The following is a 26,109-nucleotide window of genomic DNA, read 5'->3' as shown; positions in this document are numbered from 1 at the left end:
ACCCGGTCCCTGAGCGAGCTGCGATCGGGACGGAGGGCGCTCCGGCCCGCGAGCGGCTACTTCTTGGCAGTCACCTCGACCGTGAAGGCCAGGTGCTTGCCGGAGGCGCTGTTGTCCATCGTGACCTTCGTCGTGCCTGCGGCGAGGGCGTCGAGGCCAGGATTGAACTGAGCGGACCCGTCGTCCTTGCCCGGCACGAAGGAGACGATCTTCGGGTCGGCGATGTCGGCCGTCCAGTGCGTGAAGTCCTTGTCGTCGCCGGTGAGGTCGATCGTGTTGCCGAGGGGGACCTGGACCGTGGTCCCGTCGATCGAGCCGAGATCCGCGATGATCGGCGGAAGCACGCCGGCTCCCGTGGTGGCGGGGGCGCTGCTCGTGCTGCTCGCGGGCGTCGCGCCCCCGGAGCATCCGGCGAGCCCCAGTGCCGCGGTGGCGAGGGCGGCGCCTGCGAGGAGGCCGGCGATCGATCGGTGCCGTCGAATGCGGATCATGGTTCCTCCTGTGCGGTGCGCCTCGGTGAGCCCAGCGTAGGGGAGGGGACCGGGAACGTCGCGGGGGACGCGGATACTCTGGGTCCATGAGCCGCTCCGACCCCGCCGCCTGGACGGCCGACGTGCTCGGAGACGAGTTCGAGCAGCTCACGCTCCCGCTCGGATCCGACGACGAGGGCGAGGTCGTCGCGACCCTGGTGCGCGCGCTGCCGGAGCGCTCCGTGTGGCAGCGGCTGTTCGGAGACGGCCGGCAGCTCGCCGACACCGACGTGCTCTACGTGCACGGCTGGTCGGACTACTTCTTCCAGAAGCGGCTCGCGCGGTTCTGGACCGGCCGCGGCGCCCGGTTCTTCGCGCTGGATCTGCGCAAGTACGGCCGGAGTCTGCGAGAGCACCAGACCCCGGGGTACATCGGGAACCTCGCCGACTACGACCAGGACATCGCGGCCGCCCTCGCCGCGATGCAGGCCGGATCCGAGGCCGTCGGACGTCGGCTGGTGCTGCTCGGCCACTCCACGGGAGGGCTGATCCTGAGCCTCTGGGCCGCCCGGAACCCCGGCATCGCGTCGGCGGTGATCCTGAACAGCCCGTGGCTGGAGTTCCAGCTGCCGCGCCTCACGAGGGAGACGATCACTCCGCTGGTCGAACTGCGCGCCAAGTACCGGCCGCTCGACCGGGCGCCTCAGGTCGACCTCGGCTACTACACCCGCGCGCAGCAGGAGGCCGCCGACCCCGCGGATCCGATGGACGTGAACCTCGCCTGGCGGCCGGCGCAGACGATGGCCGTGCACGCCGGGTGGCTGCACGCGATCCTGGCCGGACACGCGACGATCGCCGCGGGGATCGCGATCGGCGCTCCGGTCTGCGTGCTGCTGTCGGCGCGCAGCGCCGTGCCGACGGCCTGGTCGGACGACCTCACCCGCGCGGACAGCGTGCTGGTCGTCGACGACATCGCCCGCGCCGCGCTGAAGATCGGCCCCTCGGTCACGATCGAGCGCATCGACGGCGCGCTGCACGACGTCTTCCTGTCCCGGCACGACGCGCGCGAGCTGGCCTACGACCGGCTCGGCTACTGGGTCGACGGCTGGGCCGCCGCGGATCGGTCGGCCCGGCTCACGTCACCGGCCTGACCGCCGCCCCGCAGCGGACGCGGAACCTGGCCCGGCAGCGGGCTCACTCCACGAGATGCATCGCGCGCATGAGGTGCTCCGCGGCGTGGCCGTCGCCGGCGAGGATCGCCTCCGCCAGGGCGGCGTGACGTCCGCGCATGACGTCGCGCTGCGAGGCGTCGACCGACCACGGACGCAGATTGCGCGACAGCGGCATGCTCGTCTCGTCCAGGACGGAGCTGAGGATCTCGTTGTCGCACCGCTCTGCGAGGTAGTGCAGGAGCGCCCAGCGCTCCGCCGAGAGCGCGGTCGGGTCGTCGAGGCCGTCGTCCAGGGCGCGGGCCAGGGCCGCCGCCTCCGTGCGCTCTGCCGCACTCAGCCGGGGCACGGCGATCGCGGCGACCGCTCCGCCCACGTATCCCGCGTACTCCAGGGTCTTCGCCGTGAGCTCGGGCGGAACCTCGGTGACCTGCGTGTACCGGCTCGGATACATCTCGACCAGGCCGACCCGCTCGAGCCGCTGCAGCGCCTCACGGATCGGCATCCGAGAGACGCCGAACTTCTCGGCCAGATCCGCATCCCGGATGCGGGATCCCGCCGGCAGCGTGCCATCGATGATCGACGCACCGACCTGCTGATACACCTCCTCCGCGAGGAGTTGCTTCGTCGCCCCCAGCGGCGACCTTACTACGCCCGTCAACGGACCGCGTTCGCCCATCACTACCCCCAAGTAGTTACCCCAGAACAGCACTATCTCACTGGGAGAGGGCAAACCCAAATACCGGTATCGAAGTGAGGAGCGCTCCGTACGTTCCGCGACATCGAGCGGCGTTTCGGCGACGTTTCGGGCGGGTCGCGGTCGCGTCGGCGTTCGAGGGGCGAGGGCTCAGCTGCGCCGGCGGGTGGCGGTGAAGGCGATGTTCAGGGGGCCGACCGTGCTCATGACGCGATCCTCTCACCGACCGCGGGATCCGTCGCAGGATCCACCCCCGTGATCGAGAACGCGTTGCCGTCCGGGTCGCGGAACGCGAACATCGCCGGCACCCCCGGCCACCGCAGGATCTCGTCGACCTCGATGCCCTCGGCGAGCATGGCGGCGTGCGCGGCCTCGACGTCGTCCGAGGCGAACCGGATCCCGATCGGTCCGCGGTGCACGTCGGGATCCGCGGTCTCCAGCGTGAGGATCACGGTGCCGCTTCCCGGCGCGAGTTCGATCCAGCGGCCGTTCGGCGTCGGTGCATCGCGCAGCACCGCGAAGCCGAGTCGGCGATAGAAGCGCAGTGCGTCGTCCTGGTCGTCCACCGGGATACTGACGGTGCGGACTCCGGTGATGTGCGTGCTGTCCATGAGTGTCCCTTTCGGATCGGAGGTTCCGTTCAGAAGGGTGACGATCGAGGACGCGCGCGATCGACATGCCGCCCCGATCCGGGGCGGCATTCCGGGTCAGCGGAAGTTGATGAACTGCAGATCCAGGTCCAGATCTGATCCCTTGAGCAGCGCGATCACGGCCTGCAGGTCGTCCCGGCTCTTGGACTGCACGCGCAGCTCGTCGCCCTGGATCTGCGACTTCACCGACTTCGGGCCCTCGTCGCGGATGATCTTGCCGATCTTCTTCGCGTTCTCGGAGCTGATGCCCTCCTTGAGCGTCGACTCGAGGCGGAACTCCTTGCCGCTCGCGGTCGGCTCGCCGGACTCCAGGCTCTTCAGCGAGATGCCGCGCTTGATGAGCTTCGTCTGGAAGACGTCCAGCACGGCCCGCGCGCGCTCGTCCGAGTTCGCCAGGATCACGATCTTCTCGCCGCTCCACGCGATCGAGGCGCCCACGCCCTTGAAGTCGTAGCGCTGCTCGATCTCCTTGCGGGCCTGGTTCAGGGCGTTGTCGGCCTCCTGGCGATCCACCTTGGACACGATGTCGAATGAGCTGTCAGCCATACAGGCAGTGTAACGAGAGCCGGAGTCAGGCGGTTCCGTGCACGGCGCCGCCCGGGCGCGCCGTCGAGGAGCGCACCACGAACCGCGGTGTGAGCGTGCGATGCTCCGGTGCGGCCCCGGGGTTGTCGAGCTGGGCGAGCAGCAGGTGCGCGGCGAGGCGGCCCTGGCCGGCGGGATCCTGCGCGAGCGTGGTCAGCCCGAAGAACGCCGACAGCTTGTGGTCGTCGATGCCGACGACGGACAGGTCGTCCGGCACGCGCAGGCCCAGGTCACGCGCGGCGAGCATGCAGCCGATCCCGATCTCGTCGCTCGCGGCGAAGATCGCGGTCGGCCGGTCGTGCGCGAGCAGCGCCTTCGCGGCCGCGTATCCGGAGGGGATGTCGAAGTCCGCCTCCCAGAATCCGGTCTCCTCGACCTCGAGCCCCGCGGCCCGCATCGCCGACAGCCAGCCGTCGTACCGGGCGTCGCCGAGCTGGAACGCGCTCGCGATGGTCCGCCCCGCACCGACGTATGCGATCCGGGTGTGACCGAGCGAGAGCAGGTGCTCGGTGGCGAGCGTCGCCATCCGCGCATTGTCGACGTCGACCGCGGTGGCCCCCTCGATGAATCCGCCGATGCTGACCACGGGCTTGCCGAGCGCCCGCAGTGCGCGGATCTCGTCGGGGGTCAGCTCGATGCTCGCGGCGATCAGGCCGTCGATGCTCGCGCGGCGCAGCGAGCTGCCGAACACCTGATCGCGCTGGGATTCGTTGCCCTGCAGGTCGTACAGGGTCACGTCGTACCCCTGGCTGAGCAGCACGGACTCGATGCCGGTGAGCAGGTCCGTGAAGAACCAGCGGTCGATGAACGGCACCATGAAGCCGATGTGCCTGGTGCGTCCGGAGGCGAGCCCCGACGCGTTCGACGAGATCACGTAGCCGAGCTCCGCGGCCGCCGCGAGGACCTTCTCCCGCGTCGCGGCCGAGGCGGTCTTCCCGTTCAGGGCGCGCGAGACCGTGGCGGTGGACACGCCGGCGAGACGCGCCACGTCGGCGATGTCAGCCACGGGGCCTCCTGGGAAGTCGGGTCAAGGAAGGGTACCGGTCCGACCCGGCGCGCAGGGGCCGCAGAAGCGTTCTGCGGCATTCGTTCGGATCATTGTTGTAAACGCTTCCGCATCGCGCAAGCGGCGATCTGAGTGGCGTGGATGTCAATGAAGACAAGCACCCTGCAGGATCGCTGTCATCGCGAGCGTGGCAAGCAAGGGTTGCGCGACGCGGATCGGATCCGCATACTGTAAACGCTTGCGTTCTGGCAGGCGGGGCGCGCGCCGATCCGGCGCACGATCGGAGCCGATCACGCCCCCACTAAGCACCGAGAGAGGTACACCGATGAAGGTGAACAGGAAGAGCGTCGTCGCGTTCGGCGCACTCCTCGTGGCCGGCGCACTGGCGCTGACCGGCTGCGGCGGCAGCGGAAGCGGCGGCGGATCGTCCGCGGGCGGCGACAAGACGACGAGCTCGCTCACGGTCTGGGTCGACTCCAACCGCGCGGCCGCGATGAAGCAGGTCGCGGCCGACTTCAAGAAGGACAAGGGCATCACCATCAACCTGGTGGTCAAGGACTTCGGGAAGATCCGCGACGACTTCACCGCGCAGGTCCCCACCGGCAAGGGCCCCGACATCACGATCGGCGCGCACGACTGGATCGGTTCCTTCGTCAAGGACGGCCTGGTCGCGCCGATCGAGCTGGGGGACTCCGCCGCCAAGTTCGAGAAGGTCGCGATGTCGGCCGTCACCTACGACGGCAAGGTCTACGGCCTGCCCTACGCGATCGAGAACATCGCGATCCTGCGCAACACCGCCCTCGCCGACTCCACCCCGGCCACCTACGACGAGATGATCGCGAAGGGCAAGGCCGCGGGCACCAAGTACCCGTTCCTCATCGGACTCGACGCCGCCACGGGCGACGCGTACCACACCTACCCGTTCGAGACGTCGTTCGGCGGCCAGGTCTTCGCGCAGAACGCCGACGGCAGCTACGACGCCAAGAAGCTCACGATCGGCGACGAGTCGGGCCAGAAGTTCGCCACCTGGCTGGGCGCGCAGGGCGCGGCCGGCATCTTCAACCCGGGCCTGACCGGCGACCTCGCGAAGGCCGCGTTCAACGCGGGCGAGGCCCCGTACTTCATCAGCGGCCCGTGGAACCTGCCCGACGCCGAGAAGGCCGGCATCAAGGTCTCGGTCGACCCGATCCCGAGCGCCGGCGGCCAGGAGGCCCGTCCGTTCGCGGGCGTGCAGGCTTTCTTCGTGAACGCGAAGTCGAAGAACACCCTCGCCGCGAACGAGTTCCTGGTGAACTACCTCGCGACCCCCGCCGTGCAGACCGCGCTCTACAAAGCGGGCGGCCGTCCGCCGGCACTGACCGAGTCGTTCCAGGCCGCGCAGTCCGACCCGGCCGTGGCCGGATTCGCCAAGGTCGGCGCGAACGCCGTGCCGATGCCCTCCGTGCCCGAGATGGGCTCCGTATGGGACGACTGGGGCAAGTCAGAGGTCGCGATCATCAAGGGCGCGGACCCGGCGAGCACCTGGACCACCATGGCCCAGGCGATCCAGACGAAGATCGGCTGACCCGGTCCAGAACCCGGTGCGGGGAGGCGTGCGCGTGCGCCGCCTCCCCGCACCACCGCCCGCTGACGACGTTGTGAAGGGGTCGAGATGACGGGTCCTGCCGTGCAGGAGAAGACGGCCGTGTCCCCCGAGGACAGGGCCAGGAGCCGCCGCCGGCGACGCGCCGCGGCCTACGCCGAGGCCGCATCGGCCGGCTGGAAGGTGTGGCTGGTCAAGATCGTCGCGCTCGCGGTGATCGACGCCCTCGCGCTGTACGCCGTGTTCGCACTCGCCGCGAGCGCGCAGTGGACGCCCGCCGTCCTGGTCGCCGTGGGAGTGCTCGCGATCAACGCGGTCTACCTCATCCCCGGGCTCCTGCCCGCGAAGTACCTCACGCCCGGCCTCGTGTTCCTGCTGATCTTCCAGATCTTCGTGGTGCTCTACTCCGGTTACGTCGCCTTCACGAACTACGGATCCGGGCACAACTCCACCAAGGACGATGCGGTGCAGGCGCTGCTGCTGCAGTCGCAGACCCGCGTCGCCGACTCTCCGACGTTCTCCGTGAAGGTCCTCGAGAAGGACGGGAAGTTCTTCTTCCTCACCGCGGAGCCCGGCAGCACGGCGCCGCTCATCGGCGGAGCCGATCGCCCGCTCTCGACCGAGCCCGGCATCACGGCCGACGGGGCGCCCGGCTTCACGACCCTCGACTTCCCGAGCGTGATCGCCCACCAGGACGACATCGCCGCCCTCGCCGTGCCGCTCTCGCACGACCTGAACCAGGGCTATCTCAAGACCACCGACGGATCCAAGGCATACCTGTTCACCTCGACCCTGACCTGGGATCCGAAGGCCGACACAATGACCGACACCAAGACCGGCGTCGTCTACAGCGACACCGGCCACGGCGCCTTCACCGCGAAGGACGGCAAGGCCCTGCTGCCCGGCTGGCAGGTCTGGGTCGGGATGGACAACTTCGTCCGCGCCTTCTCCGACCAGTCGATCCGCGGCCCGTTCTTCGCGGTGCTGCTGTGGACGTTCGCGTTCGCGATCCTCTCGGTCGCGACGACGTTCATCCTCGGCCTGTTCCTCGCGATCGTGTTCAACGATCCGAAGATGCGCAGCCGCAAGTACTACCGGCTGATCATGATCCTGCCCTACGCCTTCCCGGCGTTCCTCTCGGCCCTGGTCTGGGCCGGCTTGTTCAACAAGGACTTCGGCTTCATCAACCAGGTGGTGCTGGGAGGCGCGTCCATTCCGTGGCTCACGGATCCGTGGCTCGCCAAGGGGGCGATCCTCATCGCGAACCTCTGGCTCGGCTTCCCCTACATGTTCCTGGACGACCGGCGCGCTGCAGTCGCTGCCCGACGACGTCGTCGAAGCCGCGCGGGTGGACGGGGCGAGCGTGTGGCAGACGTTCCGGCTCATCAAGTTCCCGCTTCTGCTCGTGGCGGTGGCCCCGCTGCTGATCGCGTCCTTCGCCTTCAACTTCAACAACTTCGGGCTCATCTTCCTGCTCACCAACGGCGGACCGCAGTTCGCCGGCGCGAGCATCAACGTGGGATCCACGGACCTGCTCATCTCGATGGTCTACAAGGTCGCCTTCGTCGGCTCCGAGCGGGATTACGGCCTCGCCAGCGCCTTCTCGATCATCATCTTCGTGCTCGTCGCCGCGATCTCCCTGATCGGATTCCGGCAGACCAAGGTGCTGGAGGATCTGAACTGACATGACCGAGATCGCATCGATCCCCGCATCGGCCTCCGCGACCGCGACAGCGGCGCTGCTCACCTCTCCGGCGCCCCGCGCCCGTCGTCCGTTCGGCCGCTGGTTCCGGGAGACCGGCTGGCGGCATCTCATCGGCATCGTCATGCTCGTGTTCGCCGGCTTCCCGTTGGTCTACGTGCTCTCCGCCTCGCTGAACCCCGGGGGCACGCTGCTCAGCACCAACGGACTGTTCTCGAAGATCAGCCTGGACAACTACGTGCAGCTGTTCCAGGATCCGTCCCGCCCCTACGGCGCCTGGTTCCTGAACACGATCTTCATCGGCGTGCTCGCCTCGGTGTCCAGCGTGTTCCTGTGCGCGCTCGCCGCATATGCCTTCTCGCGCATGCGCTTCCGCGGACGCCGCACGGGGCTCATGACGCTGCTGCTCGTGCAGATGTTCCCGCAGCTGCTGGCGATCGTGGCGATCTTCCTGCTCATGTCCGCGATCGGCGACATCTTCCCGGCGCTCGGCCTGAACTCGCAGATCGGCCTGATCCTCGTGTACCTCGGGGGAGCGCTGGGGGCCAACACCTTCCTGATGTACGGCTTCTTCAACACGATCCCCGCGTCGATCGACGAGGCCGCGAAGATCGACGGCGCGGGTCACGCGCGGATCTTCTTCACGATCACGCTGCGCCTGGTCGCGCCCATCCTCGCGGTGGTCGGACTGCTCGCCTTCATCGGCATCACGGGCGACTTCCTGATCGCGTCCACCGTGCTCATCTCCCCGGAGAAGCAGACTCTCGCGGTCGGTCTCTACCAGTACGTCTCGACCGACGCGAAGAACTACGCGGTGTTCGCCGCCGGGGCCGTGCTGGCGGCCATCCTCCCGATGATCCTGTTCCTCTCGCTGCAGAAGTACATCGTCGGCGGGCTCACCGCCGGTAGCGTGAAGTAGCGATCCTCGATCTACAACTCAAGGGCTCTGTCACGGCAACGGTCGTGCAACCACGTCGACTCCCGGCGGGCTGCCGCCGCACTCGGAAAGGCCTGACATGACCGCTCTCCTCCCGCACCACGACGGATCCGCGCTGCACGTCTCGGACGACGCCCCCGCCCTCGGCGACGTCGTCCGGGTGCGGCTGCGCGTGCCTCGGGGCTACGGTCCGCTCACGGCGGTCCGCACCCGCTCCAACCCCGACCACGAACCCGAATGGACCGACGCCGAGCGGATCGGCTCCGCCGACGGGTGGGACTGGTGGGAGGCTCCGGTCACCGTGCGCAACCCGCGGCACGGCTACCGCTTCCTGCTGCAGCACGAGGGCGGGCGGATCGAGTGGCTGAACCAGACCGGGATCCACCGCCTGGAGACGCTCGACGCCGAGGACTTCGCGCTCGTCGCAGAGCCCGCCCCTCCCGCATGGCTGCACGAGTCCGTGATGTACCAGGTGTTCCCCGACCGCTTCGCCCGCTCCGCGCAGGCCGACGCGCACCCGACTCCGGACTGGGCGATCCCGGCGGACTGGGACACCCCGGTGGATCCGGTCATGCCCGGTCGCGCGCACCAGTTCTACGGGGGAGACCTCCCCGGCATCGTCGAGCACCTCGACCACCTCGTCGAGCTCGGCGTCAACCTGCTCTACCTGACGCCGGTCTTCCCCGCCGCGTCCAATCACCGCTACGACGCCTCGAGCTTCCTCCGCGTCGACCCGCTGCTGGGCGGCGACGAGGCGTACGCGCGCCTCATCGAGGCGGCGCACGCGCGCGGCATCAAGGTGATCGGCGACCTCACCAGCAACCACTCGGGCGATCGTCACGAGTGGTTCCGTGCGGCGTTCGGCAACCCCGGGGCGCCCGAGGAGGAGTTCTACTACTTCACGGACGACGACAACACCGAGTACGAGTGCTGGCTGGGCGCGCGCAGCCTGCCCAAGTTCGACTGGGCCAGCGAGGAGCTGCGCGAGCGCTTCATCACGGGCGAGGACTCGGCCGTGGCGCGGTGGCTCAAGCCGCCCTACGGCGCCGACGGCTGGCGCGTGGACGTCGCGAACATGACCGGGCGCCTCGGGGCGATCGACTTGAACGCCGAGGTGCGGCGCCTGCTGCGCGACACGGTGCGGGGGATCAACCCCGACGCGATCCTGCTCGGGGAGTCGACGAACGACGCCACGAGCGACCTGCAGGGCGACGGCTGGGACGGCGCGATGACCTACCCCTCGTTCACCCGCCCGGTGTGGGCCTGGCTCAGCGAGCCGAACGGGGAGCCCTACCTCACCGCGGAGGGGGAGGAGCGCACCGAGAGCTGGTTCTTCGGCATGCAGACCGGCGGGATCCCGCGCTACTCGGCGCGCGACGTCGTCGACTCGATGACCCGTTTCACCGGAGGGATCCCCTGGCGGGTGCGGCTGGGAAACATGCAGCCGCTGGACACGCACGACACCGCGCGGTTCGCCACGAACGCCGCGCCCGGCACCGTCCCGGTCGCCGTCGGCTTGTCGATGACGCTGCCGGGGCTGCCCGTGGTGTTCGCCGGCGACGAGTTCGGGCTGACGGGCGTGGACGGCGAGGCCAGCCGCACGCCGATCCCGTGGGGCGCCGAGGAGCAGCCGGAGACCGCGGAGCGGATCGCGCTCTACCGCGACCTCGTCCTGCTGCGCCGGCAGCACCCCGTTCTCGGCACGGGCGGGCTGCGCTGGCTCCACGTGGACGACGAGTGCCTCGTGTTCGTGCGGGAGTCCGAGGCCGAGACCGTTCTGGTGCTCGCGGCGCGCGGAGACGTCGACATCGAACTCCCGCCTGGGGCGCTGACCGGAACGGGAGCCGCCGAGGTGCTGTTCGGGGACGCGACGTTCGCGGTCGCGGAGGGCGGCGCCGTCGCGCTCGCCGCGGACGGCCCTGCGTTCGCCGCGTGGGCGCTGCCCGGCGTGTCCGCTCCCGACGCCGGCTGAGCGCCGCGACAGGGTCCCCGCGCTCGCCGAGAGCGCGGGGGCGACCGCTCCGCCGCGCGCCGCCCCCACCTGCGCGCCCCGTGCTCGTACCCTCGGGGTATGGCACGGATCGGGGGTCGCAACACGGGGATCGCGTGGCTCGCGGGCATCGTCTGCGCCGGGGTCATCGCGGGGCTCGTGTACCTCGCCGCGCCCATGGGGCCCGTGATGGTGAACTACTTCGCGGGCCTGCTGCGATAGCGAGCGCATCATCGCCCTGCGGATCTGATCGGGCATCCGCACTTTTCCGGCACGTCTCCGCGACGGCGCCCCGCCTCGGAGATAGCCTCGAATCACCGTATCCGTATGGAGGAGCTCACATGAGTGACCACGAGGTTTCGAAGCCGGCGCAGGCGCACGACGTCGACGACGCCGTGGCCGCCGCGCCCGAGACGGACGCCCAGGGCGCCGACACCCCTGCCGCGCCCGGGGAGGCCGGCGAAGCGCAGGCGGCGCCGACCGAGGCCGCCGAGGCGCAGGCTCCGGCCGCCCCTGCCGCATCCCAGGGCATCGGCGAGAACGCGGCGGGCGCCGTGCAGCCCGACCACGTGCAGCCCGATCACGCCGCCGTCGCGCAGAGCGCGAACGACAGCCTCGCGGAGGCCGAGCGCGCCGCCGACGGTGCGACTGCACGGGGCGAGGCCCCCGCCGCGGACCAGAAGGCCGCCGTCGACGCGGATCTCGCCGCCTTCGAGGCGGCCGAGGCCGCCTACCCCGGCACGTTCGGCGGCACCTTCACACCGCCGTCGCCCGCCGAGACCCCCACCGTGGTCGCTGCGGCGGTCGCCACGGAGACCTCGACGTTCGAGCACGCGACCACCCGGGTCGACACCGTCGCCGAAGCGCCCACGCAGGTGCTCGCGCCGGCCGTCCTCACCCCGGGCGCGAGCGACGTGCCGCCCCCGATCTTCGTGCAGGCGCCCGAGCCCCCGCGTGAGCGCGGCAACCGCGGCGCGATCTTCGGCATCGGCCTGCTGGCCGCCGTCGCCTTCGCGATCCTGTACCTGGGTACCGCGCTCGGCATCGCCGCGTTCGACGGCAAGGTCACGACCGACAGCATCGGCACGTACCTCCTCGACGAGCTCCGCAGCCCCGGCCTGTGGATCCCCGTCGTCGTGTTCGCGATCGGGTTCTGGCTGCTGGGCGGCATCATCAACCGCGGCCGCTGGGGCTACTGGGTCGTCTTCGGGATCATCGTCGGCGGGTTCGCATACGGCGGGCATCTGCTCGGCGCGATCGGATCCGTGGAGTTCTGGAAGCTCGGCGCGACCCAGCTGGCGGACAACGTGAACGCACAGCTGCTCGCCCCGCTCGCGATCGCCGCGTTCATCTTCGGCCGCGAGCTCACCATCTGGTTCGGTGCGTGGGCCGCGCGCGCCGGTGCCCGACGCACCGCCCAGAACGAGGAGGCGCAGCGCGAGTACGAGCGCGTCCTCGAAGCCGGACCCCAGCTGCCCTAGCAGCGCCGGCCTGCCCCGCAGGAGAGCATCACGGACGAGACACCGCCGAACCCCCGCGAGCCCAGGCCCGCGGGGGTTCGGCCTGTCCTCGCCTGGGTGATCGGGGTCATCTCCTTCTTCGCGCTGGCCATCATGGGCCTGGGAGCGCTGAGCCTCTTCGCCGAGCGAGACATCATCTCGGTGCCCCGGCTCGGCCAGCTGCCGGGCATCGTGGGCATGGTGCTCGCCGTCGCGGTCTTCGCCGTGGCGCTGTGGGGAGTCCTCGCGAACCTCCGTCCGTCGTTCGTCGCGACGGTGTTCCTCGCGCTCGGCGCGGCGCTCGTGCACCTGGGCGGCGTCTGGGGCACCGCGGTGGCGGAGGGGACGGGCGCCGTCCACGCCACGGCGGCGGCGGGCCAGCTCGTGCTGGGCGGGGCGAGCGCCGTGATCGTGGTGGCGGCCCTGCTCGCGGCATGGGTGGCGATCGCGCTGCGGCGCACGGAGGCGCGGGCGCCGCACTGGCCGTGGGAGAAGGACGACGACGAGCAGCCCTGACCCGCGTGATTCCGCGGCGCCGCCGTGCGGCACCCGATCTCGCGTGCCGTGACCACCCGGGCGTGTCAGCGCCGTACGCTGGAGGCGTGGAGCGCTCGCTGGAGACGCAGGTGGACCAGGCCGTCGAGGCCTGGCTGCGCTGGGTGCCGCGCTGGGAGCCGTCGACGCACCGCGGGAGGGTCGCCCCGTGCCGCCGCTGCCTGGGTTCCCCCGTGCTCTCGGCCGCGGGCATCGGCGGGAACGTGCCGCACGGCGTGCAGCATGGTCTCTCCACGCGGATCAAGACCATCGTCGATCACTCCGTCGCCGAGTACACCGCGCGGAACCTGCCGATGCTGCAGGGCGAGCTCGACCAGCAGGCGGCGCGCAATCGTGCCCGCGCCTACCGGCCGACCGAGGATCTCGAGCCCGAGTACGAGGGCATGCCGCTGGATCCGGATCCGGTTCCCGGTGCTCCGTTCCTGTTCACGCTCGCGGGCATGGCCGATGAGGATGCGGGGGAGCTGCCCCCGCTGCCCCCGCTCAGCGACGACGCGAAGGCCGCGCTGCGCCACGAGGTGGCGCTCGCCGACGACTACGCGAACGTCGTGGGTCGGGAGATCTGCGGGCTGCTGCTGCGCCACCGCCTGCGGGTGCAGGCCGCGATCAGCGAGTACGTCGAGCCGCAGATCGAGGCGATGCTCGCCGAGCTCACCGAGGCGCTGGACTCGCCCTTCGACCCCGACACGCTCTGATCCCGGGAAACCGAGCGTTCGCTGGGAGCCGCGGTGCGGGCTGGCATCCATCTGTCCGCATGGCTATCGTTTTTCGATAGATACAGATCGCTTTTCGATAGGAGCGCCATGCAACCCCGGATCACCGCCGCACTCAAGGCGCTCATCGTCGTGCTGCTCGCGTTGCTGCTGGCGACCCAGATCGCGCTCATCCCCGGGGTCGCGCTGCTCGCGGCCGAGCGCAATCCCGAACTCGCGTATCTGACCGGGCCGGGGATCGTCGGCGGGGTCGTGCTGGTCGCGCTGATCGAACTCGTGCTCGTCTGCGTCTGGCGCCTGCTGTCGCTCGTGCGCCAGGACCGGATCTTCAGCACGGGGGCGTTCCTCTACGTCGACATCATCATGGTGACGATGGTCGCCGCGGCGGCGCTGATCGCGGCGGCCGTGGTGGTGCTCTTGCTGGGGCGCGCGGTGAACCCCTCGATCCTGCTGCTGGGCGTGGTCGGCGTGGTGATCGGCATCGCCCTCGCCCTGCTCGTCGGCGTGATGCGCGGACTGCTGCGCAAGGCGCTCGAGCTCGAGCAGGATCTGTCCGAGGTCGTCTGATGCCCATCGTGATCGATCTCGACGTGCAGCTCGCCAAGAAGAAGATGAGCGTGCAGGAGTTCGCCGACGCCATCGGCATCACGCCGGCGAACGTCGCGGTGCTGAAGAACGGCCGCGCCAAGGCCGTGCGTTTCACGACGCTCGACGCGATCTGCCGGGTGCTGGAGTGCCAGCCCGGCGACATCCTGCGCTGGACCGCGGAGGACGGGGCATGACCGCCTCGACGACCTGGGCGGCGACGGCGCTCGGGCGGCTGCGCGACGACGAGCACTGCCCGGTCTGCGGCACCGCGGTCGTCGCCCCGACGTGCCCCTCCTGCGGCGCCGACTTCCGCGGGAAGGCGGCGCAGGACCTGTGGTCGGCCTCGCAGCAGGCCGCCGCCGCGCTCGCGCACCGCGAACGGCTGGTGGCCGCGCTGCCGCGGGTGAGCACTGCGGAGGCCGCGGGGACGTTCGCGCCGCGTGCGGACGCCTCGGGGCGGGTGGTTCCGGTTCCTGGGGTCCCCGGAGCGCCGATCCTGCCGCCGCCGGGGCGGGGAGCGTCCGCGCCCGAGCGGAGCACGTCGCTGCAGTCGCTGCTGTCCGTGGCGGGTGCCGGGCTGTTCGGCACCGCGGCGATCGTCTTCAGCTTCTTCACGCCGGACCTCGCGGACGCGGCGCGCACCGCCATCATCGGGGCGACCGGTGCTCTGTTCCTGCTGGGCGGCGTGCTGCTCGCCCGCCGCGGACTGCGCTTCTCCGCGGAGACCGTCGCGGCGCTCGCGCTGGTCTTCGCCGGCCTCGCCGCGCAGGGCGTCATCGCAGCCGCTGCGGGCGCCGATCAGTGGCTGCTCAGCGCCGCGATCACCGCGGCGGGTTCGGCCGCGCTCCTCGCCGTCGCAGGACGGGCGCGGCTGCGGATCTGGCTCTGGGCGGGCGCGATCGGGCTCGCCGTCTCCCCGGCGATGCTGGCGGGCGTGGCGGGCATCGGCGACGCAGGGCTGCTCGCGATCCTCGCGGTCTCCTTCGTGGCGCTCGCCGAGATCGCCGCGCTGCCGCGGCTGGGGGCGCGATTCCTCGTCGCGGACGCGGCGGATCCCGCAGATGGGACGGATCCCATAGACGCGGCGGATCCCGGGAAGGGGACGGAGCCCGGGGACGCGGCGGGGGAGCAGGGCCGCCGCATTCCGGCCCGCACGGCTGCGCCGTTCGACCTCGAGCGCGGATCGCTGATCGTGGCGCAGGCGGTCGCAGTCGCGATCGTGCTGCTGATGAGCGCCGGCCGGCTGCTGACGTTCTCCGGGACGATGCCCGTGCTCGCCGTGGCCGCTGTGCTCGTCTGCGTCCACGCGCTGCTCGCCACGCGCAACGGGGGCGCGGTCGTGTGGAGCATCGTCGCGGGCGTCGCCGGTTCCGGCGCCCCCGTGCTCGTGGCGTTGAGCATCGCGCCCGGGATGGGCGTCCCGTGGTTCCTGGTCTCCTGCGCCGCGGGAGTCGGACTCGGGGTCGTCCTGCTCTGCGGCGTGCTGCCGCTGCCCCGGACCGCGCGTCCGGCGGCGGTCGCCGGCGGCGGCCTGGGCGTCCTCGCCGCGGCCCTCGCGCCGGGCGCGCTCTTCACCGTGCTCGCGGGCGGATCCGTCCTCGCCCGGCTGGCCGGGGACAGGGCGCTGGCCGACGGACCGGTCGCGGAGCTGCCCGCCGGGTTCGGCTGGGCGCAGGTCGCGAGCCTGGCGATCGGCGCGACCGCCCTCGGCGCCGTGGCGCTGCTGGCGACCCGGCGGACGGCCGGATTCAGGGCCGTGTTCGCCGCGCTCGCGATCGTGCCCGCCGCACTCGCGCTGCTGGCGCTCGGAGCGTCCGCGCTGCTTCCCGCTCCGATCCGCATCGCCCTGCTGCTGGTGGTGGCGGTCGCGGTGTCGCTGGCCGTGCGAGGGGCGCGGCGGAACGGGGAGGTCGCGCGGATCCTGCTGCTCATCGCGGTCCACGTCGCGGTCGCGCTCGCCGCCTGCGTCGGAGCCGAGGATCCGACGCTCATGCCGCCGGCGGGCGTCGTGACCCTGGTGTCCCTTCTCGCGCTCGGCGCGGCGCTCCCGGCCGGAGGGCGCTTCCTGCTCGTCGGGGCGGGCTTCGGCTACGCGCTCCTGGTGCTCTCCTCGGCTCTCGGACTGGCGGGCGTCGGCGGGGTCGCACTGCTCAGCCTCACGGCGACCGCGGGACTGCTCGTGGTCGCGGCGGTCACGGCGCTGCGTTCGGTGCCGGCCCGCTCCTGGCAGGCGATGCTCGTCGTCGCCTCGGCGCCGTTCGCGATCGGGGTGGCCCAGGTGCTGATCGAGCGCAGCGGCTGGACCGCCCTGCCCACCGCGGCGATGGCCGTGCTCGCCGCACTGCTGCTGCGCACGCGCCGAGAGGGCGCGACGCCCGCGGTGCGTCTGCTCGCGGCCGCGGTACTGGTGCCGGCACTCGCGGTGTCGGTGCTGTGCCTGGGGGCGCAGGTGCTGCCGATGAGCGCCTCGCCGGTCGTGCTGCCGGTGATCGCGGCGCTCGTGGCGGGCGTGCTGCCGTTCACCCTGCGGATCCGCCGCGCGCTCGCGGATCGCGGAGCAGGACGCATCGTCGCCGCCCGGATCCAGACGACGCTCGAAGCGGGCGCGCTGCTGACCGGTGCGCTCGCCGTCGTGCTTTCGGTGGTGCGCGAGGCCGCGGGGTTCGGCACGGCGTGCGCCGTGCTGGCGCTGCTCGCGGCAGGAGCCGGAGTCGCGAGTGCGACGACGGGGCGACGGCACCTGCGTGCGGTCGCCGCGATCGCCGCCACGGGTGCGCTGTGGTCGGCGTGGGCGGCGCTCCGAGTGCCCCTCGCCGAGGCCTATCTGCTGCCGCCAGCGCTCGCCGCGCTGGTCTTCGGCATCGTGCGCGCATCGCGCGGCGGGGCCGGCACGGTGTTCGCGGCGCTCGGATCCGCGGGCGCGATCGTGCCGGTGCTGGTCCTCATCGGCTCCGGCGCCGCGCAGGCCTCGCCCTGGCGCACGGGGGCGCTGCTCGCGGCCTCCTGGTCGCTCGCGGCGCTCGTCGGTGCGCTCGTGCGTCGTCTGCACGGCGATGAGAAGGACGGGGACGGCGCGGTGGGGCGCGCATCCGTCGTCGCCCGCCGCCTGCGCCCCGTCGCCTCCTGGCTCGCCGCGGCCTCGATCGTGGCGGGACTGGCAGGGACGGCGCAGGCGCTGCTGTTGACCAGGGGGGAGGGCGTCGCGGTGCTGCTGCCCGCACCGCCGACCGGCGGTGCGCTGTTCTTCGCGTGCGTCGGGCTCGCGGTCGCGGGAGGCGCCGGCATGGCGGCGGGCGCCGCCGCATTGCGGGCGGTCACCACGTCGGCCGCGGTGCGCGGATCGCGCTGGCTGTTCGTGCCGGCACTCGTGGCGACCACGGCGGGGGTGTGGCCCGCGATCCAGCGGGACTGGACCTCGATCTGGGGGATGTGGTCGCTCATGCTCCTGCTGCTGGCCGCGATGGTGCTCACCGCGCGCAGGGCCGCACGCGGGGCGTCCGCCGTCGCCCCCGTGTGGATCCTCTTCGCCCTCGCGTTCGTGACCGCGGTCGTCGCATGGAGTCCGCGCGACCTGCGCGTGGAGTGGTTCTCGCTCCCGCTCGGGCTGTTCCTGATCGCGGCGGGGCTGCAGGGCCGCTTCGACCGCGACGCGACGGCGGCGCCCGTCGCGTCCGGACGCGCGGCGCCGGAGTCGGGAGCGGCGGTCCGTTCGTCGTCTTTCGCGGCCCTCCACGACTGGCCGAGGGGTGCGACCGGATCCTGGGCGCTGCTCGCCCCCGGCATCATCGTGACGATGCTCGCCTCCGTCGTGTCGACGTTCACGGATCCGCTCACGGAGCGCGCGATCCTGGTGATGGTGTGCGCGCTCATCGCGATCCTCGTCGGTGCGACCAGGCGGCTCGCGGCGCCGTTCCTCATCGGGCTGATCGTGCTGCCGATCGAGAACGTGTTCGTGTTCGCGGTGCAGATCGGCCGCGGGATCGAATCGATGCCCTGGTGGATCACGCTCGCCGTGATGGGGGCGGTGCTGCTCATCATCGCGACGACCGCCGAACGCCGGGCCGCGCACGCGCCGATGACGGCCCGGCTGCGGGACCTGCGCTGAGGCTCGGCGAGCCTTCGGCGCGCCGCCCGTGCGCATTTGACCGGGCGTGTTACCGCGCATTACCATAGAGCGGGTATGCGTGCGTCTTGGCGTGCGCGTACCGGGCACCGGCACTCGCCGGTTCCGCCCCCACGGCATACCCACCATTCAAACGCACGTCGTTCTCGGCGTGCGGGCGGGTCTGATGTGAAACCCATCACGCTGTCACCGTGCAGCACAACAAGGAGAAGCAGTGCCAACTATTCAGCAGTTGGTTCGCAAGGGTCGTTCGCCGAAGGTCTCCAAGACCAAGGCTCCCGCCCTGAAGTCGAACCCGCAGCAGGCCGGCGTGTGCACCCGCGTGTACACCACCACCCCGAAGAAGCCGAACTCGGCGATGCGCAAGGTCGCTCGTGTGAAGCTCCGCAACGGTACCGAGGTCACGGCCTACATCCCCGGTGAGGGCCACAACCTGCAGGAGCACTCGCTGGTGCTCGTGCGCGGTGGTCGTGTGAAGGACCTCCCCGGTGTCCGCTACAAGATCGTCCGTGGCGCCCTGGACACCCAGGCCGTCAAGAACCGTAAGCAGGCTCGTTCCCGCTACGGCGCGAAGAAGGGTTGAGTTAGATGCCTCGTAAGGGCCCCGCCCCCAAGCGCCCCGTCGTCAACGACCCGGTCTACGGTGCTCCGATCGTCACCTCGCTGGTGAACAAGATCCTGGTCGACGGCAAGAAGTCCCTCGCCGAGTCGATCGTCTACGGCGCCCTCTCCGGCGTCGAGGCGAAGAACGGTCAGGACGCCGTCGCCACCCTGAAGAAGGCGCTCGACAACGTGCGCCCGACTCTCGAGGTCCGCAGCCGCCGCGTCGGCGGCTCGACCTACCAGGTCCCGGTCGAGGTGAAGCCGCACCGCGCGAACACCCTCGCCCTCCGCTGGCTCGTCAGCTACGCCAAGAGCCGTCGTGAGAAGACCATGACCGAGCGTCTCCAGAACGAGATCCTGGACGCCTCGAACGGCCTGGGTGCCGCGGTCAAGCGCCGCGAGGACACTCACAAGATGGCCGAGTCGAACCGCGCCTTCGCGCACTACCGCTGGTAAGAACCAGTCGGGCCGGGATCGGCACTTCGACGGGCTCAGCGACCGACTGAGGTCCCTGAGTCCGTGGAAGGGCCGGCCCCGGCACCCCACACTTTCCTTCGTCGCGTGACGACAGCAAGAAGATAAGGACACCCCCGTGGCACAAGAAGTGCTCACCGACCTGAGCAAGGTCCGCAACATCGGCATCATGGCGCACATCGATGCCGGTAAGACCACGACGACCGAGCGCATCCTGTTCTACACGGGTGTGAACCACAAGCTCGGCGAGACCCACGACGGTGCGTCGACGACCGACTGGATGGAGCAGGAGAAGGAGCGCGGCATCACGATCACGTCTGCCGCCGTGACCTGCTTCTGGAACAAGAACCAGATCAACATCATCGACACCCCCGGTCACGTGGACTTCACGGTCGAGGTGGAGCGCTCGCTCCGCGTCCTCGACGGTGCGGTCGCCGTGTTCGACGGCAAGGAGGGCGTCGAGCCCCAGTCCGAGACCGTGTGGCGTCAGGCCGACAAGTACAACGTCCCGCGCATCTGCTTCGTCAACAAGATGGACAAGCTCGGTGCGGACTTCTACTACACCGTCGACACCATCGTGAACCGCCTCGGTGCCAAGCCGCTCGTGCTGCAGCTCCCGATCGGCGCCGAGAACGACTTCGTCGGCGTCGTCGACCTCATCGAGATGCGCGCGCTGGTCTGGCCCGGCGACGCCAAGGGTGACGTGACCATGGGCGCCTCCTACGAGGTGCAGGAGATCCCGGCCGACCTCAAGGACAAGGCCGAGGAGTACCGTCAGCAGCTTCTGGAGACCGTCGCCGAGACCGACGACGCGCTGCTCGAGAAGTTCTTCGGCGGCGAGGAGCTCACGATCCCCGAGATCAAGGGCGCCATCCGCAAGATGGTCGTCGCGAGCGAGATCTACCCCGTGCTCTGCGGCTCCGCGTTCAAGAACCGCGGCGTGCAGCCGATGCTCGACGCGGTCGTCGACTACCTCCCGTCCCCGCTGGACGTGCCGGCCATCGAGGCGCACGACCCCAAGGACGAGGAGAAGGTCATCGAGCGTCACCCCGACGCCAACGACCCCTTCGCCGCGCTGGCCTTCAAGGTCGCCGTGCACCCGTTCTTCGGTCGCCTCACCTACGTGCGCGTCTACTCGGGTCACCTCGACTCGGGTGCCCAGGTCGTCAACTCGACCAAGGGCAAGAAGGAGCGCATCGGCAAGATCTTCCAGATGCACGCCAACAAGGAGAACCCGGTCGACTCGCTGACCGCGGGCAACATCTACGCCGTCATCGGCCTCAAGGACACCACCACCGGTGACACCCTGGCCGACCCGGCGCGGCCCGTCGTCCTCGAGTCGATGACGTTCCCCGAGCCCGTCATCGAGGTCGCGATCGAGCCGAAGACCAAGGCCGACCAGGAGAAGCTGGGTCTCGCGATCCAGAAGCTCGCCGAAGAGGACCCGACGTTCCGCACGGAGCTCAACCCCGAGACCGGTCAGACGACCATCAAGGGCATGGGCGAGCTGCACCTGGACATCCTCGTGGACCGCATGAAGCGCGAGTTCAAGGTCGAGGCCAACGTCGGCAAGCCGCAGGTGGCGTACCGCGAGACGATCAAGAAGGCCGTCGAGAAGCACGACTACACGCACAAGAAGCAGACCGGTGGTTCGGGTCAGTTCGCGAAGATCCAGTTCACCATCGAGCCGCTCGACCTGGGCGACGAGAAGGCGTACGAGTTCGTGAACGCCGTGACCGGTGGCCGCATCCCGCGCGAGTACATCGGCTCGATCGACGCCGGTTTCCAGGACGCGATGAACGTCGGCGTGCTGGCCGGCTACCCGATGGTGGGCGTCAAGGCGACCATCGTCGACGGCGCTGCGCACGACGTCGACTCCTCGGAGATGGCGTTCAAGATCGCCGGATCGATGGGCTTCAAGGAGGCCGCGCGCCGCGCGAACCCCGTGCTGCTCGAGCCGCTGATGGCCGTCGAGGTCCGTACTCCCGAGGAGTACATGGGCGACGTCATCGGCGACCTGAACTCGCGTCGTGGCCAGATCCAGTCGATGGAGGACGCCCAGGGCGTCAAGGTCGTGCGTGCGTCGGTCCCGCTGTCCGAGATGTTCGGCTACATCGGCGACCTGCGCTCGAAGACCTCCGGCCGTGCCGTCTACTCCATGGAGTTCGACAGCTACGCCGAGGTCCCGCGCGCCGTCGCCGACGAGATCATCCAGAAGACCAAGGGCGAGTAAGCCCTAGGAGCCTGGCGGATCCGGGGCTGCGGCCCCGGATCCGCCAGGCACTCAGACAACTTCACATCGTCTCTCTACTAAACTGAGAATCAAACCCGTAGGAAAGCGGTCACAATCCAGTGCCCGGTGCCCCTACATGACGTCCTGAGGAGGACCCAGTGGCTAAGGCCAAGTTCGAGCGGACCAAGCCGCACGTGAACATCGGAACGATCGGTCACGTCGACCACGGCAAGACCACGCTCACCGCTGCGATCTCGAAGGTGCTCGCCGACAAGTTCCCGTCGGCCACCAACGTTCAGCGCGACTTCGCGTCGATCGACTCCGCTCCCGAGGAGCGTCAGCGCGGTATCACGATCAACATCTCGCACGTCGAGTACGAGACCCCGAAGCGTCACTACGCTCACGTCGACGCGCCCGGTCACGCCGACTACATCAAGAACATGATCACCGGTGCGGCTCAGATGGACGGCGCGATCCTCGTGGTCGCCGCCACCGACGGCCCGATGGCTCAGACGCGTGAGCACGTTCTGCTCGCCAAGCAGGTCGGCGTGCCGTACCTGCTGGTCGCGCTGAACAAGGCCGACATGGTCGACGACGAGGAGATCCTGGAGCTCGTCGAGCTCGAGGTCTCCGAGCTGCTCGCCAGCCAGGGCTTCGCCGAGGACGCGCCCGTCGTGCGCGTCTCGGGCCTGAAGGCGCTCGAGGGCGACGAGAAGTGGACCCAGTCCATCCTCGACCTCATGGAGGCCGTCGACAACTCGATCCCCGACCCGGTGCGCGACAAGGACAAGCCGTTCCTGATGCCGATCGAGGACGTCTTCACGATCACCGGTCGTGGCACGGTCGTCACGGGTCGCGCCGAGCGCGGCACCCTCGCGATCAACTCCGAGGTCGAGATCGTCGGCATCCGCCCGACGCAGAAGACCACGGTCACGGGTATCGAGATGTTCCACAAGCAGCTCGACGAGGCGTGGGCCGGCGAGAACTGCGGTCTTCTCCTCCGTGGCACCAAGCGCGAGGACGTCGAGCGCGGCCAGGTCGTGGTGAAGCCGGGTTCGATCACCCCGCACACCAACTTCGAGGGCACCGCGTACATCCTGTCCAAGGACGAGGGTGGCCGCCACAACCCCTTCTACACGAACTACCGCCCGCAGTTCTACTTCCGCACCACCGACGTCACCGGCGTCATCTCGCTGCCCGAGGGCACCGAGATGGTCATGCCCGGTGACACCACCGACATGTCGGTCGAGCTGATCCAGCCGATCGCCATGGAGGAGGGCCTCGGCTTCGCGATCCGTGAGGGTGGCCGCACCGTCGGCGCCGGCACGGTCACGAAGATCGTCAAGTAAGCATCTGCTTCCGCGCACAGGGGTCGGGCCTTCGGGTCCGGCCCCTTTGTCGTACCCGTGACGCACGGCGTCACCAGGCGGGAAAAGTGCTTCCGTTCGCGCGCGGGCCCGGGCAGAATGGCCACGTGCGGGCCGATCGCCGGCTCGATCGAGGGAGGGAACCCCATGGGTCTGGAAGACGCCATCAACGACGCCGTGAACAAGGGCAAGGAGTTCATCGAGCAGAACAAGGACAAGATCGACGAGGTGCTGCACAGCGAGCAGGCGGAGGGCATCAGCGACACCATCCTCGGCGGTGCCGCGGATCTCGCCAAGAAGGTCGCGCCCGGTGCTGCCGAGCAGATCGACGGCGTCCGCGACAACCTCGACAAGGCCGTGGGCAACGAGTGACCTCGAACTGACTCTTCCGAAGGGCGGAGCGCTGCGGCGCTCCGCCCTTCGGCGTCTCCGAGGACCGTGATTCCGTGCGATGCGACGCTCGATTTGGTTTTTCGCGGAGACATGCCGTAGCGTCATCAGAGGATTCATCGTCTCTGCACGGGAAACGCACCTGATCACTGGGGTCTGGGTGTCAGCCTGAGCGGGACGGGATCCGCGGTTCGCACGGGGAGTGGGAGCCGCAGGGGACTCACGGGAAATGGGTTCCCGAACATCGGGCCGGGGGACGGTCCGCTGGGGAGAAGAGAGTCGAGCGATCGGCTCTCGTGAAGGACGTTTCGCGCTGAGCGAGGCGACCTTCGTTGTGGCTGGGGAGCACAATGAAGTCTGGGGAGTACTTTGCGCGCGCCGTCGTGGCGCTGGGGCTGAGCATCGGGCTCGCGTTCGTCGCGACTCCGGCGGCGCAGGCCGCGATCGCACCTGCCGCGGCACCGGTCTCCGCACACGCATCGACGTCGGTGTCCTCCGTGCGGCCCGCCGTCGCCGGCCCCCTGGCCGCGCGCGTCGCACCGAGCGCCACCGCCGGGCTCGTCTGCGCGACCGGCACGTTCTACGCTGTGTCCGGGTCAGGGCAGCTGCAGCGCGTCTCGAACGGGAACGTCACCAATGTCGGCTCCTTGGCACCCGGGGTCTCGTCCTTCAACGGCCTCGGCATCGGCGCGAACGGGGCCACCGCCCTCGCCTACGAGCGCACCAACAACTCCCGCACCGCGACCATCTGGTACTTCGACGGCTCCGCGTGGAAGTCCACCGGCGACAGCTACACCACCGCCGCTTCGCTCGTCGCCGGCGCGGTGGACCTGAAGACCGGGGACTTCTTCTTCGGCGGCTTCGCCAACAACAGCTTCTACATCTACCGGTACGTGCCCGGCACCGGCGCCTTCTCGCTCGTCGGCACGATCGACACCTCCTCCGCGGGTGGCACCAACGGCGACATGGCGTTCGACGCGAGCGGCAACCTGTACGTCGCGGGAAGCGCGACGACCACGTCCGTCTACTCGGTCACCGCGGCCTCGATCGCCGGCGGCACCGGCGGGCAGCTCCCGGCGTCGCAGTCGTTCTCCTTCGCCCCCTCCGGCTTCTCCGGCATCAACGGCATGGCGTTCAACACCACCGGCTCGATGTACCTCGGCAACGGCAACACCGTCCGCGAGTACAACGCATCGACCGGTGCCCAGATCGGCGGCAACGTGACGTCGAATCTGAGCAGCACCGACCTCGCGAGCTGCAACTCGCCGGCGAACCTCACGGTCAAGAAGAACGTCGTCGCCCGTGCGCACGCCGGCGACCAGTTCCGCCTCTCGGTGAAGAGCGGGACGACCGAGTCGGGCACCGCCACGACCTCCGGCGCGTCGAACGGCGTCCAGGTCGCGCAGGTGGGTCCGCTCCCCGTGCTCCAGAACGGCGTCTACACCGTGTCCGAGACGATCGCGGCCGGATCCCCCGGCACGCTCGCCGACTACGCGAGCTCGACTGTCTGCGTGGACGACACCGGCGCCACCGTGCCGACGAACGCCTCGGGCCAGCTCACGATCCCGAACCGCTCCGGCGCCAGCGTCGAGTGCACGATCACGAACTCGCCGCTGCTCGCGACCGTCGCCGTGCACAAGACCGTGCTCGACATCAACGGGAACAACCCCGCACCCGGTGCGGGCTGGACGCTCGGCGCGGCGACGACCGCGACCGCCGGATCCGCCACGTCCACGCCGTCCGCGACCACCCAGACCACGCCGGCCTCGGGTGACGTGAACTGGACCGTCGCGTTCGACAAGCAGACCTCGCGGGCGACCGTGCGCGTGTCCGAGACCCAGAAGAGCGGATGGGACTTCGTCAGCGGCAGCTGCGTCGTGACGCCGCTCGCCGGTTCGCCGCGCACCGTGACGCTGCCCGGGGCGACCGGCGCCGACGTCACGGGCGTCGCCCCGGGCGACGCGGTGGCGTGCACGATCACGAACAAGCCCTCGTCCGCCGCGCTCACGCTGAAGAAGCAGGTCGACAACACCTACGGCGGCGGCTCCGTCGTCTCCGACTGGACCCTCACCGCGACCGGCGCGCAGGCCATCACCGGCAAGACCGGCGACCCGAGCGTGACCGGCGCGGTCGTCGCGCCCGGCACCTACGCCCTCACGGAGAGCGGCAGCCCGGCGGGATACGCCGCGGGCGCCTGGACCTGCACCGGCGCGACGGTGAGCGGATCCTCCGTCACCGTGGCCGCCAACGCCAACGCGGTCTGCACCATCACGAACGCGAGCAAGCCCGGATCCGTCGTCTGGACCAAGACCTCCAAGACCACGGGAGGCCAGCTGGCCGGATCCGAGTGGACCCTCACCGGTCCGGGCCTGCCCGCGCAGGGCGTCGTGGTGAAGGACTGCACGACCGCTCCCTGCGCCGGCCCCGACCAGGACCCCGCGCCCGGCGCCTTCCGCCTGGACAAGCTCGCCTGGGGCACCTACACCGCCAAGGAGACGCTGGCCCCCGCGGGCTACATCGCGGCGGGATCGTTCACCTTCACCGTGAACGCGGCCAACGCGGGCACGACGCTGAACATCGGCGCCCAGCAGAACGAGCAGCAGGCCGGCGCGGTGCTCCCGCTGACCGGCGGTCTCGGCAGCGACGCCTTCCTGCTCGGCGGCGGCGCACTCCTCTTCTCCGCGCTCTCGGTCCTCGGGGTCCTCCGACTCCGCAGGAACGCACGCCGAGCCTCCTGACGCACCACCCACCTCACCGACAGCACGACAACTGTCGG

22 protein-coding genes and 1 pseudogene are annotated in these 26,109 nt (G+C 70.2%); 18 read left to right on the top strand and 5 right to left on the bottom strand.

All coding sequences use genetic code 11. The features are described from left to right. Positions 1–56: 56 nt before the first annotated feature. Positions 57–491 (bottom strand): hypothetical protein, encoded by a 435-nt coding sequence (locus ACIPY5_RS13395; protein ID WP_400971494.1) that lies wholly within the window; start codon positions 489–491, stop codon positions 57–59. Between the two features lie 86 nt (positions 492–577). On the opposite strand from ACIPY5_RS13395, the gene ACIPY5_RS13390 reads away from it, so the two are divergent. Beyond that, positions 578–1,621: an alpha/beta hydrolase gene (locus ACIPY5_RS13390; RefSeq protein ID WP_400971492.1), complete on the top strand. Its 1,044-nt coding sequence runs from the start codon at positions 578–580 to the stop codon at positions 1,619–1,621. Positions 1,622–1,664: 43 nt separating this feature from the next. Here ACIPY5_RS13390 and ACIPY5_RS13385 read toward each other — a convergent pair whose 3' ends face one another. The 4 genes from ACIPY5_RS13385 to ACIPY5_RS13370 all read right to left on the bottom strand — a co-directional run bounded on the left by ACIPY5_RS13385 (position 1,665) and on the right by ACIPY5_RS13370 (position 4,577). Continuing rightward, positions 1,665–2,318: a GntR family transcriptional regulator gene (locus ACIPY5_RS13385; RefSeq protein WP_309341412.1), complete on the bottom strand. Its 654-nt coding sequence runs from the start codon at positions 2,316–2,318 to the stop codon at positions 1,665–1,667. Between the two features lie 221 nt (positions 2,319–2,539). Beyond that, complete coding sequence (locus ACIPY5_RS13380) at positions 2,540–2,947, bottom strand: VOC family protein (RefSeq protein WP_400971489.1); 408 nt, start codon at positions 2,945–2,947, stop codon at positions 2,540–2,542. A gap of 96 nt (positions 2,948–3,043) precedes the next feature. Beyond that, positions 3,044–3,532 carry a YajQ family cyclic di-GMP-binding protein gene (locus ACIPY5_RS13375; protein WP_309340846.1) on the bottom strand — a complete coding sequence of 163 codons (489 nt, stop codon included), beginning with the start codon at positions 3,530–3,532 and terminating at the stop codon, positions 3,044–3,046. A gap of 25 nt (positions 3,533–3,557) precedes the next feature. Further along, positions 3,558–4,577, bottom strand: coding sequence for a LacI family DNA-binding transcriptional regulator (locus ACIPY5_RS13370; protein WP_309340844.1), 1,020 nt, complete (start codon positions 4,575–4,577; stop codon positions 3,558–3,560). Between the two features lie 325 nt (positions 4,578–4,902). Here ACIPY5_RS13370 and ACIPY5_RS13365 point away from each other — a divergent pair, with 325 nt between their 5' ends. From ACIPY5_RS13365 to ACIPY5_RS13285, 17 genes and pseudogenes are all read left to right on the top strand, one after another. Then, positions 4,903–6,141, top strand: coding sequence for an extracellular solute-binding protein (locus tag ACIPY5_RS13365; RefSeq protein ID WP_400971486.1), 1,239 nt, complete (start codon positions 4,903–4,905; stop codon positions 6,139–6,141). Between the two features lie 87 nt (positions 6,142–6,228). Further along, positions 6,229–7,843 (top strand): annotated as a pseudogene (locus tag ACIPY5_RS13360) (ABC transporter permease subunit). 1 nt (position 7,844) lies between these two features. Further along, positions 7,845–8,780 carry a sugar ABC transporter permease gene (locus ACIPY5_RS13355; RefSeq protein WP_400971484.1) on the top strand — a complete coding sequence of 312 codons (936 nt, stop codon included), beginning with the start codon at positions 7,845–7,847 and terminating at the stop codon, positions 8,778–8,780. Between the two features lie 97 nt (positions 8,781–8,877). Beyond that, positions 8,878–10,770: a glycoside hydrolase family 13 protein gene (locus ACIPY5_RS13350; protein WP_400971482.1), complete on the top strand. Its 1,893-nt coding sequence runs from the start codon at positions 8,878–8,880 to the stop codon at positions 10,768–10,770. A 99-nt stretch (positions 10,771–10,869) separates the two neighbouring features. Beyond that, the gene (locus ACIPY5_RS13345) at positions 10,870–11,010 is read left to right on the top strand and encodes a hypothetical protein (RefSeq protein WP_309340835.1); all 141 of its coding nucleotides are present in this window, start codon (positions 10,870–10,872) and stop codon (positions 11,008–11,010) included. A gap of 119 nt (positions 11,011–11,129) precedes the next feature. Beyond that, entirely contained in the window at positions 11,130–12,269 is a 1,140-nt protein-coding gene (locus ACIPY5_RS13340; protein WP_400971480.1) for an ABC transporter, read from the top strand. A gap of 96 nt (positions 12,270–12,365) precedes the next feature. Then, the gene (locus ACIPY5_RS13335) at positions 12,366–12,803 is read left to right on the top strand and encodes a hypothetical protein (RefSeq protein WP_400971478.1); all 438 of its coding nucleotides are present in this window, start codon (positions 12,366–12,368) and stop codon (positions 12,801–12,803) included. Positions 12,804–12,889: 86 nt separating this feature from the next. Then, a complete protein-coding gene (locus ACIPY5_RS13330) occupies positions 12,890–13,537 on the top strand; it encodes a spermidine/putrescine ABC transporter substrate-binding protein (RefSeq protein ID WP_309340829.1) in 648 nt (215 codons plus the stop codon). A 108-nt stretch (positions 13,538–13,645) separates the two neighbouring features. Continuing rightward, entirely contained in the window at positions 13,646–14,122 is a 477-nt protein-coding gene (locus ACIPY5_RS13325; protein WP_309340828.1) for a DUF2975 domain-containing protein, read from the top strand. Then, positions 14,122–14,337, top strand: coding sequence for a helix-turn-helix domain-containing protein (locus ACIPY5_RS13320; RefSeq protein ID WP_400971475.1), 216 nt, complete (start codon positions 14,122–14,124; stop codon positions 14,335–14,337). The genes ACIPY5_RS13325 and ACIPY5_RS13320 overlap by 1 nt, the downstream gene beginning before the upstream one ends. After that, a complete protein-coding gene (locus tag ACIPY5_RS13315) occupies positions 14,334–18,248 on the top strand; it encodes an SCO7613 C-terminal domain-containing membrane protein (RefSeq protein WP_400971473.1) in 3,915 nt (1,304 codons plus the stop codon). The genes ACIPY5_RS13320 and ACIPY5_RS13315 overlap by 4 nt, the downstream gene beginning before the upstream one ends. 232 nt (positions 18,249–18,480) lie before the next feature. Beyond that, complete coding sequence (gene rpsL, locus ACIPY5_RS13310) at positions 18,481–18,849, top strand: 30S ribosomal protein S12 (protein WP_013584051.1); 369 nt, start codon at positions 18,481–18,483, stop codon at positions 18,847–18,849. Positions 18,850–18,854: 5 nt separating this feature from the next. After that, the gene (rpsG, locus tag ACIPY5_RS13305; RefSeq protein ID WP_045271034.1) at positions 18,855–19,325 is read left to right on the top strand and encodes a 30S ribosomal protein S7; all 471 of its coding nucleotides are present in this window, start codon (positions 18,855–18,857) and stop codon (positions 19,323–19,325) included. 136 nt (positions 19,326–19,461) lie between these two features. Beyond that, complete coding sequence (fusA, locus tag ACIPY5_RS13300) at positions 19,462–21,576, top strand: elongation factor G (protein ID WP_400971470.1); 2,115 nt, start codon at positions 19,462–19,464, stop codon at positions 21,574–21,576. A 158-nt stretch (positions 21,577–21,734) separates the two neighbouring features. After that, the gene (tuf, locus tag ACIPY5_RS13295) at positions 21,735–22,925 is read left to right on the top strand and encodes an elongation factor Tu (protein ID WP_105686027.1); all 1,191 of its coding nucleotides are present in this window, start codon (positions 21,735–21,737) and stop codon (positions 22,923–22,925) included. A 165-nt stretch (positions 22,926–23,090) separates the two neighbouring features. Next, complete coding sequence (locus ACIPY5_RS13290) at positions 23,091–23,315, top strand: hypothetical protein (protein ID WP_400971467.1); 225 nt, start codon at positions 23,091–23,093, stop codon at positions 23,313–23,315. Between the two features lie 368 nt (positions 23,316–23,683). Next, positions 23,684–26,071 carry a SpaA isopeptide-forming pilin-related protein gene (locus ACIPY5_RS13285; RefSeq protein ID WP_400971465.1) on the top strand — a complete coding sequence of 796 codons (2,388 nt, stop codon included), beginning with the start codon at positions 23,684–23,686 and terminating at the stop codon, positions 26,069–26,071. The last annotated feature ends 38 nt before the right edge of the window (positions 26,072–26,109 follow it).

It is taken from the genome of Microbacterium sp. NPDC089698 (genome assembly GCF_044749045.1).
Lineage (GTDB): Bacteria > Actinomycetota > Actinomycetes > Actinomycetales > Microbacteriaceae > Microbacterium.
This window is presented reverse-complemented; position numbering and strand designations above follow the sequence as displayed.

Bases quoted from the DNA above. Each gene is read 5' to 3' on its own strand.
- ACIPY5_RS13290 (WP_400971467.1), top strand. From the start codon at position 23,091: ATGGGTCTGGAAGACGCCATCAACGACGCCGTGAACAAGGGCAAGGAG.
- ACIPY5_RS13320 (WP_400971475.1), top strand. From the start codon at position 14,122: ATGCCCATCGTGATCGATCTCGACGTGCAGCTCGCCAAGAAGAAGATG.
- ACIPY5_RS13355 (WP_400971484.1), top strand. From the start codon at position 7,845: ATGACCGAGATCGCATCGATCCCCGCATCGGCCTCCGCGACCGCGACA.
- ACIPY5_RS13350 (WP_400971482.1), top strand. From the start codon at position 8,878: ATGACCGCTCTCCTCCCGCACCACGACGGATCCGCGCTGCACGTCTCG.
- ACIPY5_RS13365 (WP_400971486.1), top strand. From the start codon at position 4,903: ATGAAGGTGAACAGGAAGAGCGTCGTCGCGTTCGGCGCACTCCTCGTG.
- ACIPY5_RS13340 (WP_400971480.1), top strand. From the start codon at position 11,130: ATGAGTGACCACGAGGTTTCGAAGCCGGCGCAGGCGCACGACGTCGAC.
- ACIPY5_RS13375 (WP_309340846.1), bottom strand. From the start codon at position 3,532: ATGGCTGACAGCTCATTCGACATCGTGTCCAAGGTGGATCGCCAGGAG.
- ACIPY5_RS13385 (WP_309341412.1), bottom strand. From the start codon at position 2,318: ATGGGCGAACGCGGTCCGTTGACGGGCGTAGTAAGGTCGCCGCTGGGG.
- ACIPY5_RS13395 (WP_400971494.1), bottom strand. From the start codon at position 491: ATGATCCGCATTCGACGGCACCGATCGATCGCCGGCCTCCTCGCAGGC.
- ACIPY5_RS13325 (WP_309340828.1), top strand. From the start codon at position 13,646: ATGCAACCCCGGATCACCGCCGCACTCAAGGCGCTCATCGTCGTGCTG.
- ACIPY5_RS13390 (WP_400971492.1), top strand. From the start codon at position 578: ATGAGCCGCTCCGACCCCGCCGCCTGGACGGCCGACGTGCTCGGAGAC.
- ACIPY5_RS13345 (WP_309340835.1), top strand. From the start codon at position 10,870: ATGGCACGGATCGGGGGTCGCAACACGGGGATCGCGTGGCTCGCGGGC.
- ACIPY5_RS13315 (WP_400971473.1), top strand. From the start codon at position 14,334: ATGACCGCCTCGACGACCTGGGCGGCGACGGCGCTCGGGCGGCTGCGC.
- ACIPY5_RS13380 (WP_400971489.1), bottom strand. From the start codon at position 2,947: ATGGACAGCACGCACATCACCGGAGTCCGCACCGTCAGTATCCCGGTG.
- ACIPY5_RS13285 (WP_400971465.1), top strand. From the start codon at position 23,684: ATGAAGTCTGGGGAGTACTTTGCGCGCGCCGTCGTGGCGCTGGGGCTG.
- rpsG (WP_045271034.1), top strand. From the start codon at position 18,855: ATGCCTCGTAAGGGCCCCGCCCCCAAGCGCCCCGTCGTCAACGACCCG.